The following is a 15,764-nucleotide window of genomic DNA, read 5'->3' as shown; positions in this document are numbered from 1 at the left end:
GCTACCGCCGGCTACCGTCGGCTACTTGGTGATGGCGGCGTTGGCCTCGGTGAGGAAGGCCCTCGCCGCGTCGTCCGCGGAGGCCTTGCCGAACAGCACCGAGTCGGTGGCGCGCTTGAGGATGTCCTCCATCTCCATGGCGCCCTTCGGCGGGATCGAGATCGGGCTCAGCTCGCTCCTGATCGAGTCGATGAAGGCCAGCACCTTCTGGTCGGTCGGGGTCAGCTTGTCCTTGATGGCGGCGACGACCTTGGCGTTGGTCGGCAGGCCGCGGTCACTGAGCAGGATGGCGCCGGCCTCGGGGTCGTTGACGAGGAAGTCGACGAACTTCTGGGCGGCGTCGGCCTTCTCGGTCTTGGACGAGATCGTGTAGTACATCGCCGGCTGCAGGAACATGCCGGCGGTGGTCGCGCCCTCGGCCTTCGGCATCCGCAGCAGGTCGAGCTCCTGGCCGGAGCCCTTGCTCAGCGCGGTGAGCTGGTTGCTCCACCAGCTGCCGAACGCGCTGGCGTTCGTGGCGAGCAGGGCCTGGTCGACCTTGGTCCCGGTCTCCAGCATCAGGGCGGCGTCCGGGCCGGCCTTGGTGGAGACGATCTTCTGCAGGAGGGCCCACCAGTCCTTGATGACCTGCTCCGACAGGCCGATCCTGCCGTCCTTGTAGAACTGCTCCCCGCGCTGGGCGGCGAACAGCTGCAGGAAGGCGGGATTCTCGTTGTACTCGGTGCCCCAGACCTTGCCGTCGCTCTTCGCGGTCACCCTCTGGGAGAGCGCGATGTACTCGTCCCAGGTCCAGGTCGTGTCGTCCGGGACCTTCTCGCCGACCTTCTCCACGGCCGCCTTGTTGACGATCATCGGGAAGGTGTTGACGCCGGTGGGGATGGCGTACTGCTTGCCGTCGACCTGGCCGGCCTTGAGCACCTCCTGGTCGAGGTCGGCGGTGTTGACCTTGCCGTTGAGGTCGGCGAGGGTGGCGCGGCCGGAGTACTCGGCGAGACCGCGGATCTCGATGGACATGACGTCCGGCGCGTCGCCGGCCGCGGTCTTGGTGGCCAGCTTCTCGTAGTAGCTGTCCCAGTCGGAGAAGTCACCTTCGATATCGATCGTCGGGTTCTTCTTCTCGAACGCGGCGATGGCCGACTCCGTCAGCTTCTGCCGGGCATCGCTGCCCCAGTACGAGAAGACGACCTTCGTCTTCCCGTCCGACTCGCCACCGCCGCCGTCGCTGCCACATGCTGTGGCCGAGACGGCGAGCAGGGTGATGGCGGTGGCCGCCAGGATTCGCTTCATCGAGATACCTCCGGGGGGATGGGGGTGGGAGGGGTTATTTGAGACCGGTGGTCGCCATGCCGCGAACAAGATACTTCTGGCCCGCGAGAAAGAACCCGAAGATCGGGCCAAGAGAGATGATCGACATCGCGAACAGCGGTCCCCAGGAGGATTCGCCGCTGGAGTCCATGAACTGCCGCAGCGCGACGGGGACGGTGAGATTGTCGGAGTTGGTCAGGTAGAGGTTCTGGGTGAAGAAGTCGTTCCACGTCCAGATGAAGGTGAAGATCGCGGTGGTCGCCAGCGCCGGAACGCACAGCGGCAGGATCACCTGGACGAACGTGCGCCAGTAGCCGGCGCCGTCGATCGCCGCCGCCTCGTCCAGCTCCCGGGGAAGGGTGCGGATGAACTGCACCATCAGGAAGATGAAGAACGCGTCGGTCGCGAGGAACTTCGGCGCGACGATCGGCCAGATCGTGTTGATCCAGTCGATCTTGGCGAACACGATGTACTGAGGGACGACCGTGACGTGGTGCGGCAGCATGATCGAGCCGAGCATGATCGCGAACCACATCTTCTTCAGCGGGAACTCCAGCCGGGCGAAGGCGTAGGCCGCGAGCGAGCAGGCGATCAGGTTGCCGACCACCGCCAGCGCGGTGAGGACCGCCGAGTTCCACAGGTAGTAGCCGAAGGAGTGCTTGAGGGCGTCCCAGCCCTCGGTGTAGTTCTCCGCCGTCACCGCGGTCGGCATCAACCCCGGCTCCCGGAAGATCAGCTCCTCGGGTTTGAACGAGCTGGAGACCATCCAGAGCAGCGGGTAGAGCATGAACAGCCCGGCGCCGATGAGCAGCAGGTGCCTGAGCAGGCGCGGGGCGGGCCGGAACAGGACCGGCACGCGCTTACTTGTCGTCGCCATAGAAAACCCAGAATCGAGACATGAGGAAGTTGACACCGGTCAGCGCGGCGATGATGAGCAGCAGCACCCAGGCCATTCCGGCCGCGTAACCCATTTCGTAATTCTTGAAGCCCTTGATGTAGAGGTAGAGCGTGTAGAAGAGCGTCGAGTCGACCGGTCCGCCGTTGCCACCGCTGACGATGAACGACTGGGTGAAGGACTGGAACGACTTGATCACCTCCAGCACCAAATTGAAGAAGATGATCGGGGTGAGCAGCGGCAGGGTGATCGAGCGGAAGTTGCGCCACCTGCCGGCGCCGTCGACCGAGGCCGCCTCGTACAGGCTCTGCGGGATCTGGCGGAGCCCGGCCAGGAAGATGACCATCGGGGCTCCGAACGTCCAGATGTGCAGGACGATCAGTGTCCACAGCGCGGTGTCGGGACTGGTCACCCAGCCCTGGCCCTCGTAGCCGAACAGGCCCAGGAACGAGTTGACGATGCCGTCGGTCCCGAAGATCTTCCGCCAGAGGATCGAGATCGCCACGCTGCCTCCGAGCAGCGACGGCAGATAGAAGATCGAGCGGTAGAACGGCAGGCCGCGCAGGCCCTTGTCCAGCACGAGCGCCAGCGCGAGGGCGAAGGCCAGCTGCAGCGGGACGGACACCAGCACGTAGGTGGTCGTCACCTGCAGCGACGCCATGAACCGGTCGTCCTGGGTGAACATCTTCACGTAGTTGTCGAACCCGACCCACTTGGCCTCGGTCAGCAGGCTGTAGTCGGTGAACGACAGGTAGAGCGAGGCGATCATCGGGCCGAGCGTGATCGCGAACAGGCCGATGAACCAAGGGGCCAGGAACAGATAGGCCGCCCGCGCCTGCGTTCGGCTTCGGTGGCTCTTGAGACGCCCTGGCTGGGGGGCCCCCGCCGGTGCGGGACTCAGCGTCATCACTGGCCCTTCGGGGAGTTGGTGAATGGGATGCGCTTTTCCTATAGCTTCACAAACTAAGACGTCAACCCTTTGCAGTGAGCTGGCTCACGAATCGTAACCTTCGGTTTTATTGTTATCGCAGCTCAGAAGGGATATCCCTCGTCAGAGGCCGAACGGAAAAAACTCGCTCGAACACGAGTTAGTACAACCGATTGCAGTAGCGGACCGTGATCCGCCCCCGGCGTGACGAGCAAGAAGTGCCTGGTGGCCGCCCTCCGGGCGAGGCACCTGCTCCGGACGCGTCGCCCCCGCGGGCGCGGAGGGCTCCAAGAGGCGCGGTGAACTCCAAGGGGCGCGATGGACCTCAGCAGGCACGGTGAACCCCAAAATGCGCGGTGAACTCCAAGGGACGCGATGGACCTCAGCAGGCACGGTGAACCCCAAAATGCGCGGTGAACTCCAAGGGACGCGATGGACCTCAGGAGGCGCGGTGAACTCCAAAGGACGCGGCGGACCCCAGGAGGCGCGACGGATCCCGAGGGGCGTGATGGCCCCTAAGCGGCGCGATGGCCCTTGGGAGGCGCGGTGGACTCCCGGACCACCAGATGGGTCTCCAGGACGGTCGCGGCGCTCATCGACTGGATGAGCAGGTCCACCGCCATCCGGCCGGCGTCGCTCGCGGGCATCGCGACCGTGGTGAGTTTGGGACGGTGCAGCCGTCCGGTGATGCTGTCGTCGAAACCGATCACGCTGACGTCGCCCGGCACGTCGACGCCGAGGACCTCCAGTCCCTCGATGAGGCCGATGGCGACGAGGTCGTTGTAGGCGAGCACCCCGGTCACCCCCGCCTCGGCGATCATGGGTGCGGCGGCGATCCCGCCCTCCTCGGTGGGAGAGTTGGGGCCGATGACCACCGTGTCGAGACCGGGGGTCTCCGAGACGGCCTTGCGGATCTCGCCACTGGTCCACGAACCGGCGGGGCCCGCCACCAGGGCGACGCGCCGGTGACCGAGACTCACGAGGTGCTCCATGGCGGCGCGGGCGCCGTTCGCGACGTCCATCACGACCGTGGTCAGCCCGCGGATACGCCGGTTGACCAGCACGAACGAGACCTGCTCCGAGAGCTTCTCGAGGGCCTTGTTGGACAGTCGCGGGCTGCACAGCACGATGCCGTCGACCTGCTTGGAGAAGGCCAGTACGAGATTCTCCTCCTCGACGGGGTCCTCGCCGGTGTCGGCCACGAACAGGTGGTAGTCCTGGCGGCGGGCCGCGGCCTGCGCGGCCTTGATCAGCGGAGGGAAGAACGGGTTGGCCAGATCGGCCACGATCAGCCCGATGTTGTTGGTGCGGCCCGTCTTGAGCGAGCGGGCCGCCCGGTTGGGCCGGTAGTCGAGCTGTTCGGCCGCCGCCAGCACCCGGGTCCGGGTCTCGGCGTTCACCAGATGGGGTGCCGAGAAGGTCCGGGAAACCGTCGACACATGGACGCCTGACGCCTGGGCGACGTCCCGGATGGTCACTGACATGCCGCACACCTTAACGCAATCGTTTGCAGATAGGTCAACCATCCTGAGACCGGTTGCCGGTGATTGACGCCGCTCACTTGACGTATTGTCCTGCCTGACGCGATTGTTTACTGCAACTGATTGCAGTCTTCAAAAGGAGTCCACACGGTGAGCAGAGTGCTCGTCACCGGCAGCGCAGGCCGGCTCGGCCGCAGCGTGGTCACCTCGCTCGCGGCGGCCGGACACGAGGTGATCGGCGTGGACAGCGCGCCGGGAACCCCTCGCGAGGCCGCCTCGACCCTTCCGGCGGATCTCACCGACCTGGGTGAGGCCCACGCGGTGATCGCGCGGTTCCGGCCGGAGGCGGTGGTCCATCTGGCGGCCATCGCGGTGCCGTTCAGCCGTTCCGAGCCCACCACGTTCCGTGTCAACACCCAGCTCGCCTTCAACATCTGCGCGGCCTCGGTCGCCCTCGGCGTGGAGAAGCTCATCGTGGCGAGCAGCCCCACGGTGATCGGATACGGCGCGCCCGGCGGCTGGACCCCCGCCTACCTGCCCCTTGACGAGGACCACCCGACGGAGCCCTGGAACGCCTACAACCTGTCGAAGGTCGTGGCCGAGCAGACCATGCGGACGTTCGCCCGGACCGGCGAGGCCACCCGGATGGCCGCGTTCCGCCCCTGCTTCGTCGTCGCGCCCGAGGAGTGGGAGGGCGCGCCCACCCAGTCCGGGCACACGATCACCGAGCGGCTGGACCGGCCCGAGATCGGCGGGGTCTCCCTGTTCAACTACCTCGACGCCCGCGACGCCGGCGACTTCGTCGACGCGCTGCTCACCGGGCTCCCCCTGCTGGAGACGAACGGCGAGGTCTTCTTCGCGGGCGCCGGCGACGCCCTGGCGCGCGAGCCGCTGGCCGAGCTGCTGCCGGCCGTCATGCCGGAGACGAAGGCGTTCGCCACCCACCTGACCGGCACCGCCCCCGCCTTCTCCTCCGCCAAGGCGGAACGGCTGCTCGGCTGGACCGCCAAGCGCAGCTGGCGCACCGAACTCTCCTGAACTCTCCCGAAAGAGAGACCCCGATCATGAACCTCGAAGGTGTCCTTTTCTTCCCCGTGACCCCCTTCGGCCCGGACGGCGGGCTCGCGCCCGGCGTGCTGGCCGACCACGTCCGGCGGGGGCTCGAGCACCGGCCGGGCGGCGTGTTCGCCGCCTGCGGGACCGGCGAGTTCACCGCGCTGTCGGAGGCCGAGCACGCCGAGGTCGTCCGGGTGGCGGTGGAGACGGCGGGCGGGGCCGTCCCGGTGTTCGCCGGGGCGGGCGGGCCGATCGGCGCGGCGCTCGCCCAGGCGCGGGCCGCCCGCGAAGCGGGTGCCGACGGGCTGCTGCTCATGCCGCCCTATCTCGTCCAGGGCCCCGGTTTCCCCGAGTACGTACGGGCGATCGCCGCCGAGCTCCCGGTGATCGTTTACCAGCGTGGGCCGATCGCGCTCGAGCCGGAGACGGCGGTCGAGCTGGCCGCGATCCCCGGTGTCATCGGGCTGAAGGACGGCCTCGGCGACATCGACCGGATGCAGCGGATCGTGCTGGCCGTCAGGGAGACGCACCCGGACTTCCTGTTCTTCAACGGGCTGCCGACCGCCGAGCTGACCCAGCCCGCCTACCGGGCCCTGGGCGTCGGCCTGTACTCAAGCGCGGTGTTCTGCTTCGCGCCCGAGATCGCCAACGCCTACCTGCACGGCGACGAGCGGCTGATCACCGAGTTCTACGCGCCACTGGTGCGGCTGCGTTCCAAGGTCCCGGGCTACGCCGTGTCGCTCGTCAAGGCGGGGGTACGGCTGCGCGGGCTGGACGCCGGCGCGGTCCGGCCGCCGCTGGTCCCGGTGGCGCCCGAGCACGAGGCCGAGCTCGAGGCGCTGATCAAGTCGGGACTCGCCCTGGTAGCGTCATGATCAAGGATTTGACGGTCACGCTGCGGTCGGTGCCCCTGACCCGGCCCTGGGGCGCGGACGTGCCCTTCAACCACGTGCTGCTCGTCACGATCACGCTGGACGACGGGCGGCACGGCACCGGGCCGGCATGGACGCCGCAGATCGGGGCCCAGGCGGTCAAGGCCCTGCTGGAGCACGACGTCCGCGACGCGGTGATCGGCCTGCCGCCACATCCGGAGCTCGTGTGGGACCGGCTGTCGGCCCGCCTCGGCGAGGCGGGGCGGTCCGGGATCGTGCCGATCGCCCTGGCCGGGGTGGACCTCGCCCTGTGGGATCTGCGCTGCGGCGAGCGACCGCTGGTCGAGGTCCTCGGCGCGCGGCGCGAGAGCGTCCCCGTCTACGGCAGCGGGGTCAACCTCCACTATTCGCTGGAGGAGCTCCGGGCGCAGGCCGGACGGTGGGTCGCCGCCGGACACACCGCGGTCAAGATCAAGGTCGGGCGCCCCTCGCTCGCCGAGGACGTCGAGCGGGTGGCGGCGGTCCGCGAGGTGATCGGCCCCGACCGGCTGCTGATGATCGACGCCAACCAGCGCTGGGACCTGCACCGGGCCCGGACCGCCCTGCGGGCCCTGGAGAGCTACGACCTGTTCTGGATCGAGGAGCCGCTGCCCGCCGACGACCTGGCCGCCCAGGTGGAGCTGCGGCGCAGCATCGCCACCCCGATCGCGGTCGGCGAGAACGTCGCCACCGTCCACGGGTTCCGCGACCTGCTGACCGGGGGCGCCTGCGACGTCGTCCAGCCGAACCTGGTACGGGTCGGCGGGATCACGCCGTTCCTGCGGATCGCCGAACTCGCCCGCGCCTTCAGCGTCCCGGTCTATCCGCATCTGCTCACCGAGTTGTCGGGCCAGCTCGCCCTCGCGCTGCACCATCCCGCGATGGTGGAGCGGGTGGAGGACGCCACGCTCACCGATCTCGGGTTGCTCGCCGAGCCCTTCCCCGTGGAGATCACCGGGCCGGAGCTGCGGGCGACCGGGGCACCGACGAGGTGGGCGCCGTGAAGCCGGTTCGAGTGGTGGTCGCCGGGATCCACGGCCACGGGAAAAACCATGTGGAGAACGTCCGGCGGCTGGCCGCGGCCGGCCGGGCCGAACTCGCCGGGGTCTGCGACACCCGCCCGGCGCCCGGCCTCGACGTGCCGTGGTCGGCGGACCTGCCGTCGCTGATCGCCGAGACCGGGGCGGAGGTGGCGGTGATCGCGACGCCGATCCACACCCACGCGCCACTGGCGGTCGCGGCCCTGCGGGCCGGGGCGCACGTACTGCTGGAGAAACCCCCCGCGCCGTCGGTGGAGGAGTTCGAGCGCATCTCCGCCGCCGTGGCCGAGACGGGGCTGGCCTGCCAGGTCGGCTTCCAGTCGCTCGGCTCGGCCGCCGTCCCCGCGGCGGCCGGACTGCTGGGCGAGCCGATCCACGCCATCGGCGTCGCCGGAGCCTGGACGCGCCCGTTCACCTACTACACGCGCGCCCCCTGGGCCGGGCACCGGCGGCTGGACGGCGTGGACGTCATGGACGGCGCGCTGACCAATCCGTTCGCGCACGCGGTGGCCACCGCGCTGGCCGTCGCCGGGGCCGACGCGGTCTCCTCGGTCGAGGGGATCGAGCTGGAGCTGTACCGGGCCAACGCGATCTCCTCAGACGACACCTCCAGCGCCCGGCTGCGCCTCGCCGACGGAACCGTCATCGCGGCCACCGTGAGCCTCTGCGGCGACCGCCGGACCGAGCCCTACCTGCATCTGCACGGCGAGACACGCTCCGCCCTGCTCTTCTACACCCTCGACGAGATCGAGGTGGACGGCGTCCGTACCGGCTTCGACCGGGTCGACCTCCTCGGCAATCTCCTGGCGCACATCAGGGAGGGCGAGGAACTGCTGGTGCCGCTGGAGCGGACCGGCGGCTTCACCCGGCTGCTCGACGAGATCCGGCGCGCGCCCGACCCGCTGCCCGTCGACGGCTCCCGCCCGGAGCCGTCCCGGCTGGTGCTGCCGGGCATCGACGTCCTGGCCGTACGCGCGGCGGCGGAGCTGAAGACCCTGTCGGAGGTCGGTTTTCCCGGCAGCCTCGCCTCCCGGCCGAGCACCTGGCCCGAATCGTCGCTGCGCGTCGGTTCGCGGGAGGTCGCGACCTACACCCGGCGGGGCGACCTCCAGCCGACGGACGCGCCGCGGCCCTACCTACATCCGGTGCGGACCCTTGGCGGGACGCTCGTGACCGAGACCCAGCCCGCGGACCACGTGCACCACTTCGGGGCGAGCGTGGCGATCTCGGATGTCAACGGGGTCAACTTCTGGGGCGGCTCCACCTACGTGCCCGGCACCGGCCCGAGGATCCTCCCCAACCACGGGCGGCAGCGACGGCGCTCGCTGCGCCCCGTGGACGGCGGCTTCGCCGAGCACCTCGACTGGGTAGGACCGGACGGCGCCGTCCTGGCCGCCGAGGAGCGGACCCTCACCGCCCGCGCCCTGCCCGGCGCCTGGGCGCTGGACGTCGCCTTCACCCTGCACAACCGGACCGGCGAGCCGCTGTCGATCCAGAGCTCGGCCTGCAAGGGCCGGGCCGGCGCCGGCTACGGCGGGTTCTTCTGGCGCGCGCCCAAGGACTCCCCCGGGCTGGACGTCTTCGCCGCCGGCGCCTCCGGCGAGCGGGCCGTGCACGGCGGCCTCTCGCCCTGGCTCGCGCTCACCTCCGACGACTGGAGCCTGCTGTTCGTGCAGACCCTCGGTCTCGACCCGTGGTTCGTCCGCGTCGCCGAGTACCCGGGCGTCGGACCGGCCCTGGCCTGGGACGCGCCGCTGACCGTCCCCGACCGGCTGGAACGCGCGATCACCGTCGTGGTCGCCGACGGGCGGCTCACCACCGAACGGGCCGCCGCCCTCGCCGCGGAGCTCGTCGGCTCATAAGGACCTCTCACAAGGACCTCCGCCGCGGGGCGCCTCGACGGGGCAGCGCTCCGCGGCGGACCGTGACAGCGGGAAACCGGCGCGGCCGGCTCCCCACGCCTGGCGGCTCCCCACGCCTGGCGGGTCGCCGGCATCGGCAGGACGCCTTCGTCCGGCTGCCGTACCGGTCCGCCGCCGCGCTCACTTTGTCGGTGATGATCTCTACTCTCCGGCACATGACAAGTGCGACGCGGGCGTACGGCTACGCCGCGCCCTCCCCCCTGGTAGAAGACGGGCCCCTGGTAGGAGACGGGCGTCCGGGGTCACCGGCAGCCGGTGACGAGACCCTGGACGGCGAGGTGTCCGGCGGGGAGACACCCTGCGCCGGCCACGACGGACCGCCGCGCGAGGAGTGGGCCACCCGGATCACCTCCCGTACCGCCGTGGAGGTGACCTCGTGACCGCCTGGCAGGAGGTGCGCGATCTCATCACCCGGCGCGAGGCCGGACCGCTGGCCGACCGCGTGGTCGCGCTGACCGAGGCCGAGCGCGCCGAGGTGGCGGGGCGGCTGCCGGGGTTCCTCAAGGAACTGCGCGAGACCACCACGCGGATGGCCTGGGAGAGCGGGTCGGCCGACCTCGACTTCGACTTCGACCTCGCCTCCGACGAGGAGAGAGACGACCTGCTCCCCTGGGAGGAGGAGGTGCGTCAGGCCATCGCCCGCTCGAGTGCGGACGACGTGCTGGCCGAGTTCGGGACGGCGCTGCGGATCGCGGGCGCGGGCACGATCTCGGGTCCCGCCGCGGTGGCCACCTGGCTGGCCCGCCGCGAGCTCAACCCCCGGTGGGCGCCACGGGCGGATCCGGCCGGGGTGGTCCGGGTGCTGGCCGCCCGCCCCGCCGGCTGGCAGGCCGACGTGGCGGGCAGGCTCTCCAGGAGGATCCGCGCGGCGGGCGATCGCATCGTCCCGCTCGCGCTGGCGCTGCTGCGGGCCTCCGGCTGCGAGCCGCCCGAGCACGACCCCCTCGTGCTCGCCTGGCTCTCCGCCGAGACGGTGGACGACGACCCGCTGACCGGTCCGCTGCTCGCGAGGATCTTCGAGGTGGAGGGGGCGGGCCGCGTCCTGCGGGAGGAACGGCTGACGCCCGTGCCCACCCGGTGGCTCTCCCTGCTCGAACGGCTCCTCGCGGCCGGAAAGGTGTCGCGCGAGGAGCTCCTGGACGGCTGCGTGAGCCGCTTCCTGCGCGGAGGTGACGCCATCGACCTGCGCTTCTTCGTACGGCTGCACGACCTGATCGACCCGATGCGGGAGGAGGCGGCCGCGCGGGCGCGTGACTACCTGCGGCTACTCCCCGCCGCCCCCGGCACGGTCGCCGAGCTGGCGCTCGCCCAGGTACGCCGTACCGGCCCCCACGACGCCGCCGACGTCGTCGAGGCGATCGGCGCGCTGACCTTCCGTCCCGAGGTCAAGATGGCCCGGGCCGGCCTGAGCTGGCTCGACGAGGAGGTGCGGCGCTCGCCCGCGTGCGCCGACGAGCTGGCGCACGCGCTCGTCACGGCGTTCGCGCACACCTCCTACGAGGTTCAGGGGCGCGCGGCCCAGCTCGCCCTCAAGCACGCGACCGCCTTCGGCCCGGGCGCGGACCTGATCGTCGAGGCCGTTCGCACGCTGCCCGCGGCCCTGGGGGCGCGGGTGGCCGCGAGGTTCGGAGGCGAGACCGCGCCGGAGGAGGCGCCGGAGCCGTTCGTCCCCGCGGCGCTGCCCGTCCTCGCGGAGCCCGGCCGGTTCCCCGCCCCCACCCTGGACCTGGACCCGTGGGACCTGCACGGGTGGGTGACGTGCGAGCGGTGGCTCGCCGGCTTCGTCGAGCGGGCGGGAGCCGACCGGACGGCCCTGCGCGAGAAGCTGGCCCCCGTTTTCGACGGCGCCTTTTCCCACCTGTCCGAGATGGAGCGCTGGTTCGACCTCACCTTCTGGGCGGCCGCCCTCGCCAAGGAGGTGATCACTCCTGGAACCGATCCCGTGGCGGAGGTCCGCCGCCGGCGGCGGTTGCCGAATCCCGGCTGGGTGTCGCCACCGCACATGTTCCTGCTGCACCGCTTCAGCGAGCTCCACGTCGCGCTGCGGGAGGGGACGCTGCCCCCCGTCCTGCTGGCGACGCCCACGGTGATGACCGGGCACCTCGACCCCGGCGTGCTGGTGGACCGGCTGGAGGCGTGCGCGGCCGCGGGTGCCGAACCGCCGGCCGCCGACCTGCAGCAGGCGCTGCTGCGGCTGCCGAGAGGAACACACTCCGACGCCGCCGAGCGCGCCGCGCGAGTGGGCTCGCAGGCAGCCGCGTCGGCCGCCGCCTGGCTGGCCGGAGGCGGCATGCCCGACCCGCAGGCGGGCCTGAAGTGGGGTTACGTCGAGGACGCCAGTGAGTATCTCTTCGAGGAGCGCGAGCCTCGGCACGTCGGCCAGATCCGGCTGGTGCCGGTGCTCCGGGCGGAGCCGACCGGGCACGACCTCATCGACGAGCTGCTGGGCGAGCCGTCGAAGTGGCGCTGGGAGGAACACGGTGGCGTCATGGACTGGTGGCCCGCGGTCCTGCCGTCGCACCGCGAGGTCGTCTCCGTCAACTACCTGCCCCACCTGCTCTACCAGTGGAACCAGCCGGGGGTCTATCCGCCCTATCTGGCGGCCCTGTCCGAGGCGGACGGCCCGACGGGTGACGCGACCGCGCTCATCCTCTCCTACTTCCTGGCCGAACGGCGCCCGGAGGCGATACCTCCGCTGCTGCGGATGGCGGCCAGGGGCGACCTGCCCGCCGAGGCGGTCGGCCGCCAGCTCGCGCTGCTGATCCGTCACACCTGGTTCGAGATCCGGCCGGTGCTGGCCTCCCTCACCGACGCCGCCCGCCAGGGGGCACACGAGCAGGTCTGGGAGATCCTCAGGAACATGCTGCCGGTCCTGCTGCCCGGCGAGGGCGAGCGTCCCACCGTGGTCCACTCCGAGGCGGTGGCCCTCGCCGCCGACGTGGCGGCCTGGGCGGGGGCCCGCGGCGAGATCCCGATCGTGTCGGCCCACGCGGCGAGCGGCCGCGGCAGCCGCTTCGCCCGCGAGTGCGCACGCCTGCGCGACCGGCTCCGCTGACCCCGGTCCGGCCGTTCATCCCGGTGAACGGCCGGACCGGTCGCTTCCGGATGCTTCGCTCGAGGAGGTCGTCGCCGTGTGTTATAAATAATGAAGGTTCATTATTTAATGGGAGGGGTCATGGCGGGACGGCCGCGCACGATCAGCGAGGAGCGCATCATGGTCGCGCTCGCCACGGCGGTCGGACGGGTGGGACCGGGCCGGCTGACACTGGCCGACGTCGCCCGGGAGGCCGGGGTGTCGACGGGCGTGCTCGTCGGGCGGTACGGCAGCAAGCGCGACCTGCTGCTCGGATTCGTCCGGTGGGGTCTGGCCGAGAAGACGTTCGTCCAGCCGATGCGGGCCGCGTTCGAGTCCGCCGCCGACCCGGTGGAGGGGCTGATCCGCGCGGTGGTGCGCAGCGCCGGACCCGACGTCGAACCGGAGGAGTTCGCCAACCACCTGGCGTTCCTCCACCTGGAGCTGGCCGACCCCGAGTTCCGCGAGCTGCTGGGCGAGCACGACGCGGCGGTCCGCGCCGAGCTCGCCGCCTGCCTGCGGTCGGCGGTGGCGAGCGGGCACGTGGCGGCGGGCACCGACGTGGACGCGCTCGCCGCCGCCGTCGACTCCATCCGCAACGGCACCCAGCTCACCTGGGCGATGACCAGGTCGGAGCCGCTGGCCGAGGCGCTCCGCCGTGACCTGAGCACGCTGCTCGACCCCTACCGGCGCGACAAGGAGGACCGGTGACAGAAGAACCGGTGACGAACAGACCGCTGACCGGACAGGTCGCCCTCGTGAGCGGAGCCACCCGTGGCGGAGGCCGGGGAACGGCCGTCCAGCTCGGCGCGGCCGGCGCGACCGTCTACGTCACGGGTCGCAGCACGGCGGCGGCGAGATCGCCGATGAACCGTCCCGAGACCATCGAGGAGACCGCCGACCTGGTGACCGCCGCCGGCGGCCACGGCATCGCCGTCCCCACCGATCATCTGGACGTCGCCCAGGTCCGTGAGCTGGTGGCGCGGATCGACCGCGAGCAGGACGGCAGGCTCGACATCCTGGTCAACAACGTCTGGGGCGGGGACCCGATGACGGTGTGGGACAAACCGCTGTGGGAGCAGCCTCTCGAGGACGGCCTGCTGCTGCAGCGGCAGGCGGTGCACACGCACATCATCACCAGCTGGCACGCGCTGCCGCTGATGGTGGCCCGCCGCCGCGGCCTGGTCGTGGAGGTCACCGACGGCACCGCCGACCAGGACTACCGGGGCACCTTCTTCTACGACCTGGCCAAGGCGGGCGTCATCCGGGCGGCCCTGGCGCAGGCGGGCGACCTGCGGCCGCACGGCGTCACCGCCCTCGCGCTCACGCCCGGCTTCCTCCGGTCGGAGGCGATGCTCGACCACTTCGGCGTCACCGAGGCCACCTGGCGCGACGGCATCGCAAAGGACTCCTACTTCGCGATGTCGGAGACACCCGCCTACCTCGGCCGTGCGGTGGCCGCGCTCGCCGCCGACCCGGAGGTGAGCCGCTGGAGCGGGCGTTCGCTGTCGACCTGGCGGCTGGCCAAGGAGTACGGCTTCACCGACGCCGACGGCTCCCGGCCGGACTGGGGCGGCTACTTCGGCGCGACCCAGCGCCAGAGCGGCGCTGTCGCCCCGGAGGACTACCGATGACACCCGGATAGCACCGACCGCGCCGGCCACGCCGGCCGCTGTCCGGGCGCTATTCAGGCGCTATTCGGGCGGAGGGTAGAGGTCGAACCCGTACAGGCCCTGGTCGCCGCCCGCGGCCAGGGCGAAGCCGCTGGGGAACCAGGCCAGGCAGTTGAGGCCCGCCTCGACCCGGGCTCCGGCGGCGGAGGACTCGCCGTACCTGTCCCACACCCGGATGGTGCCGTCGTCGGAGCAGGTGGCGAGCAGGTTGCTGTCCGGGGAGATGGCCACGCCGCGGATCCTTCCCTCGCCGCCTGACAGCCTCGCCCGTTCCGTGCCGCCCGCCGACCAGACACGGGCGCCGCCGTCGTCGAAGCAGGCGGCGAGCCAGGTGCCGTCGGGGGCGATCGTCACTCCCCGGGCCGGTCCCGGGCATCCCTTGAGCGAGGCCCGCGACTTCCCGTCGGCTCCCCACAGACCGGCCGTCCCGTTGGCGGAGAAGATGGCGAACCATCTGCCGTTCGGCGCCACGGTGATCTCGCCGATGTCCTCCACCCTGTTCCTCAGGGTGGCGTACCTGCGGCCGTCCGGTTTCCAGAGCTGGATCTTCCCGTAGATGGACAGGGTCGCGAGCCAGCCGCCGTCCGGGGAGATGAGGAGGTGGGCCGTCGCCCTGACGTTCGCGACCAGGACGGCGCGTTCGGTGCCGTCGGCCCACCACACGCGGGCGGTGCCGTCCTCGGAGCAGGTGGCCAGCCAGGTGCTGTCGGGAGCGATCACCACCTCGCGCACCGGCCCGGTGTGACCGGCCAGCACCGCCCTCCTGCTGCCGCCCGCGCCCCACAGCCGTACGGTCCGGTCGGCCGACCAGGTGGCCAGCCAGGTGCTGTCGGGAGCGATCGCCACTCCGCGCAGGCGTCCCGCGTGCCCCGTCGGGATGGCCCGCCTGCGGCCGCCGGCGCCGCGTATCCGGACGACGTGATCGGCCGACCACACGGCCAGCCACGTCTTGTCCGGCGAGACCGCGCCGTGGTGACTGTTCTCGAGGGGAACGGTGAGGGTCGCCCCTTCTATCCTGTCCTCGTTCCAGAGTTTCACCGACCCGTCACCGGAGTGCGTGGCGATCCAGCTCCCCTCGGGGGAGATCGTCACCTGGCGCACCGTCCCGGTCCGGCCCCTGCGGTTCTGCCGCGCGGGGCGTTCCGACTGCCAGATCCGGATCGTCCCCTCGTCGGAGCAGGCGGCCAGCCAGCTGCTGTCGGGCGCGATCACCACCTGACGGACCGTCCCCGCGTGACCCGTCAGAGCGGCCCGCTCGGCACCGTCGGCCTCCCACAGCCGCACACTCCGATCACCGGAGAGAACCGCCAGCCACCCACCGTCCGGCGCGATCACCACCTGACGAACCGTCCCCGCGTGACCCGTCAGAGCGGCCCGCTGCCTGCCGTCGGCCTCCCACAGCCGCACACTCCGATCACCGGAGAGAACCGCCAGCCACCCACCGTCCGGCGCGATCACCACCTGACGAACCGTCCCCGCG

13 protein-coding genes are annotated in these 15,764 nt (G+C 71.2%); 8 read left to right on the top strand and 5 right to left on the bottom strand.

Annotated features, from left to right (window positions below):
• Positions 1 to 21: 21 nt before the first annotated feature.
• The 4 genes from AB0F88_RS28855 to AB0F88_RS28840 all read right to left on the bottom strand — a co-directional run bounded on the left by AB0F88_RS28855 (position 22) and on the right by AB0F88_RS28840 (position 4,612).
• On the bottom strand, positions 22 to 1,287 hold the full coding sequence (locus tag AB0F88_RS28855; RefSeq protein WP_362690738.1) for an extracellular solute-binding protein: 1,266 nt from the start codon (positions 1,285 to 1,287) through the stop codon (positions 22 to 24).
• A gap of 34 nt (positions 1,288 to 1,321) precedes the next feature.
• Complete coding sequence (locus AB0F88_RS28850) at positions 1,322 to 2,182, bottom strand: carbohydrate ABC transporter permease (RefSeq protein WP_362690735.1); 861 nt, start codon at positions 2,180 to 2,182, stop codon at positions 1,322 to 1,324.
• A complete protein-coding gene (locus tag AB0F88_RS28845; RefSeq protein WP_362690732.1) occupies positions 2,166 to 3,107 on the bottom strand; it encodes a sugar ABC transporter permease in 942 nt (313 codons plus the stop codon). Before AB0F88_RS28845 ends, AB0F88_RS28850 begins: the two co-directional genes overlap by 17 nt.
• 536 nt (positions 3,108 to 3,643) lie before the next feature.
• Positions 3,644 to 4,612 carry a LacI family DNA-binding transcriptional regulator gene (locus tag AB0F88_RS28840; protein ID WP_362690729.1) on the bottom strand — a complete coding sequence of 323 codons (969 nt, stop codon included), beginning with the start codon at positions 4,610 to 4,612 and terminating at the stop codon, positions 3,644 to 3,646.
• A gap of 147 nt (positions 4,613 to 4,759) precedes the next feature.
• Between AB0F88_RS28840 and AB0F88_RS28835 the strand changes: the two genes are divergently transcribed.
• The 8 genes from AB0F88_RS28835 (at position 4,760) to AB0F88_RS28800 (ending at position 14,245) form a co-directional block, all read left to right on the top strand.
• Positions 4,760 to 5,647 (top strand): NAD(P)-dependent oxidoreductase, encoded by an 888-nt coding sequence (locus AB0F88_RS28835; protein WP_362690726.1) that lies wholly within the window; start codon positions 4,760 to 4,762, stop codon positions 5,645 to 5,647.
• 26 nt (positions 5,648 to 5,673) lie between these two features.
• Entirely contained in the window at positions 5,674 to 6,540 is an 867-nt protein-coding gene (locus tag AB0F88_RS28830) for a 5-dehydro-4-deoxyglucarate dehydratase (RefSeq protein ID WP_362690724.1), read from the top strand.
• Entirely contained in the window at positions 6,537 to 7,580 is a 1,044-nt protein-coding gene (locus AB0F88_RS28825) for a mandelate racemase/muconate lactonizing enzyme family protein (RefSeq protein ID WP_362690722.1), read from the top strand. Before AB0F88_RS28830 ends, AB0F88_RS28825 begins: the two co-directional genes overlap by 4 nt.
• Positions 7,577 to 9,478 carry a DUF6807 family protein gene (locus tag AB0F88_RS28820; RefSeq protein ID WP_362690719.1) on the top strand — a complete coding sequence of 634 codons (1,902 nt, stop codon included), beginning with the start codon at positions 7,577 to 7,579 and terminating at the stop codon, positions 9,476 to 9,478. The genes AB0F88_RS28825 and AB0F88_RS28820 overlap by 4 nt, the downstream gene beginning before the upstream one ends.
• Before the next feature lie 215 nt (positions 9,479 to 9,693).
• The gene (locus tag AB0F88_RS28815; RefSeq protein WP_362690716.1) at positions 9,694 to 9,918 is read left to right on the top strand and encodes a hypothetical protein; all 225 of its coding nucleotides are present in this window, start codon (positions 9,694 to 9,696) and stop codon (positions 9,916 to 9,918) included.
• Complete coding sequence (locus AB0F88_RS28810; RefSeq protein ID WP_362690713.1) at positions 9,915 to 12,593, top strand: DUF6493 family protein; 2,679 nt, start codon at positions 9,915 to 9,917, stop codon at positions 12,591 to 12,593. Before AB0F88_RS28815 ends, AB0F88_RS28810 begins: the two co-directional genes overlap by 4 nt.
• Before the next feature lie 120 nt (positions 12,594 to 12,713).
• Positions 12,714 to 13,322: a TetR/AcrR family transcriptional regulator gene (locus AB0F88_RS28805; RefSeq protein WP_362690710.1), complete on the top strand. Its 609-nt coding sequence runs from the start codon at positions 12,714 to 12,716 to the stop codon at positions 13,320 to 13,322.
• Complete coding sequence (locus AB0F88_RS28800; RefSeq protein ID WP_362690707.1) at positions 13,319 to 14,245, top strand: SDR family oxidoreductase; 927 nt, start codon at positions 13,319 to 13,321, stop codon at positions 14,243 to 14,245. Before AB0F88_RS28805 ends, AB0F88_RS28800 begins: the two co-directional genes overlap by 4 nt.
• Before the next feature lie 60 nt (positions 14,246 to 14,305).
• Here the strand turns inward: AB0F88_RS28800 and AB0F88_RS28795 are convergent.
• The coding region (locus AB0F88_RS28795) for a WD40 repeat domain-containing protein (RefSeq protein WP_362690705.1) at positions 14,306 to 15,764 on the bottom strand (1,459 nt) is incomplete at its 5' end.

It is taken from the genome of Streptosporangium sp. NPDC023963 (genome assembly GCF_040639135.1).
Taxonomy (GTDB): domain Bacteria; phylum Actinomycetota; class Actinomycetes; order Streptosporangiales; family Streptosporangiaceae; genus Streptosporangium.
Note: the sequence above shows the minus strand (reverse complement) of the source record. Positions and strands in the feature narration are given on the sequence as shown.

Coding starts and splice junctions, on each gene's coding strand:
- AB0F88_RS28855 (WP_362690738.1), bottom strand. CDS start 1,287: ATGAAGCGAATCCTGGCGGCCACCGCCATCACCCTGCTCGCCGTCTCG.
- AB0F88_RS28850 (WP_362690735.1), bottom strand. CDS start 2,182: ATGGCGACGACAAGTAAGCGCGTGCCGGTCCTGTTCCGGCCCGCCCCG.
- AB0F88_RS28845 (WP_362690732.1), bottom strand. CDS start 3,107: ATGACGCTGAGTCCCGCACCGGCGGGGGCCCCCCAGCCAGGGCGTCTC.
- AB0F88_RS28840 (WP_362690729.1), bottom strand. CDS start 4,612: ATGTCAGTGACCATCCGGGACGTCGCCCAGGCGTCAGGCGTCCATGTG.
- AB0F88_RS28830 (WP_362690724.1), top strand. CDS start 5,674: ATGAACCTCGAAGGTGTCCTTTTCTTCCCCGTGACCCCCTTCGGCCCG.
- AB0F88_RS28825 (WP_362690722.1), top strand. CDS start 6,537: ATGATCAAGGATTTGACGGTCACGCTGCGGTCGGTGCCCCTGACCCGG.
- AB0F88_RS28815 (WP_362690716.1), top strand. CDS start 9,694: ATGACAAGTGCGACGCGGGCGTACGGCTACGCCGCGCCCTCCCCCCTG.
- AB0F88_RS28805 (WP_362690710.1), top strand. CDS start 12,714: ATGGCGGGACGGCCGCGCACGATCAGCGAGGAGCGCATCATGGTCGCG.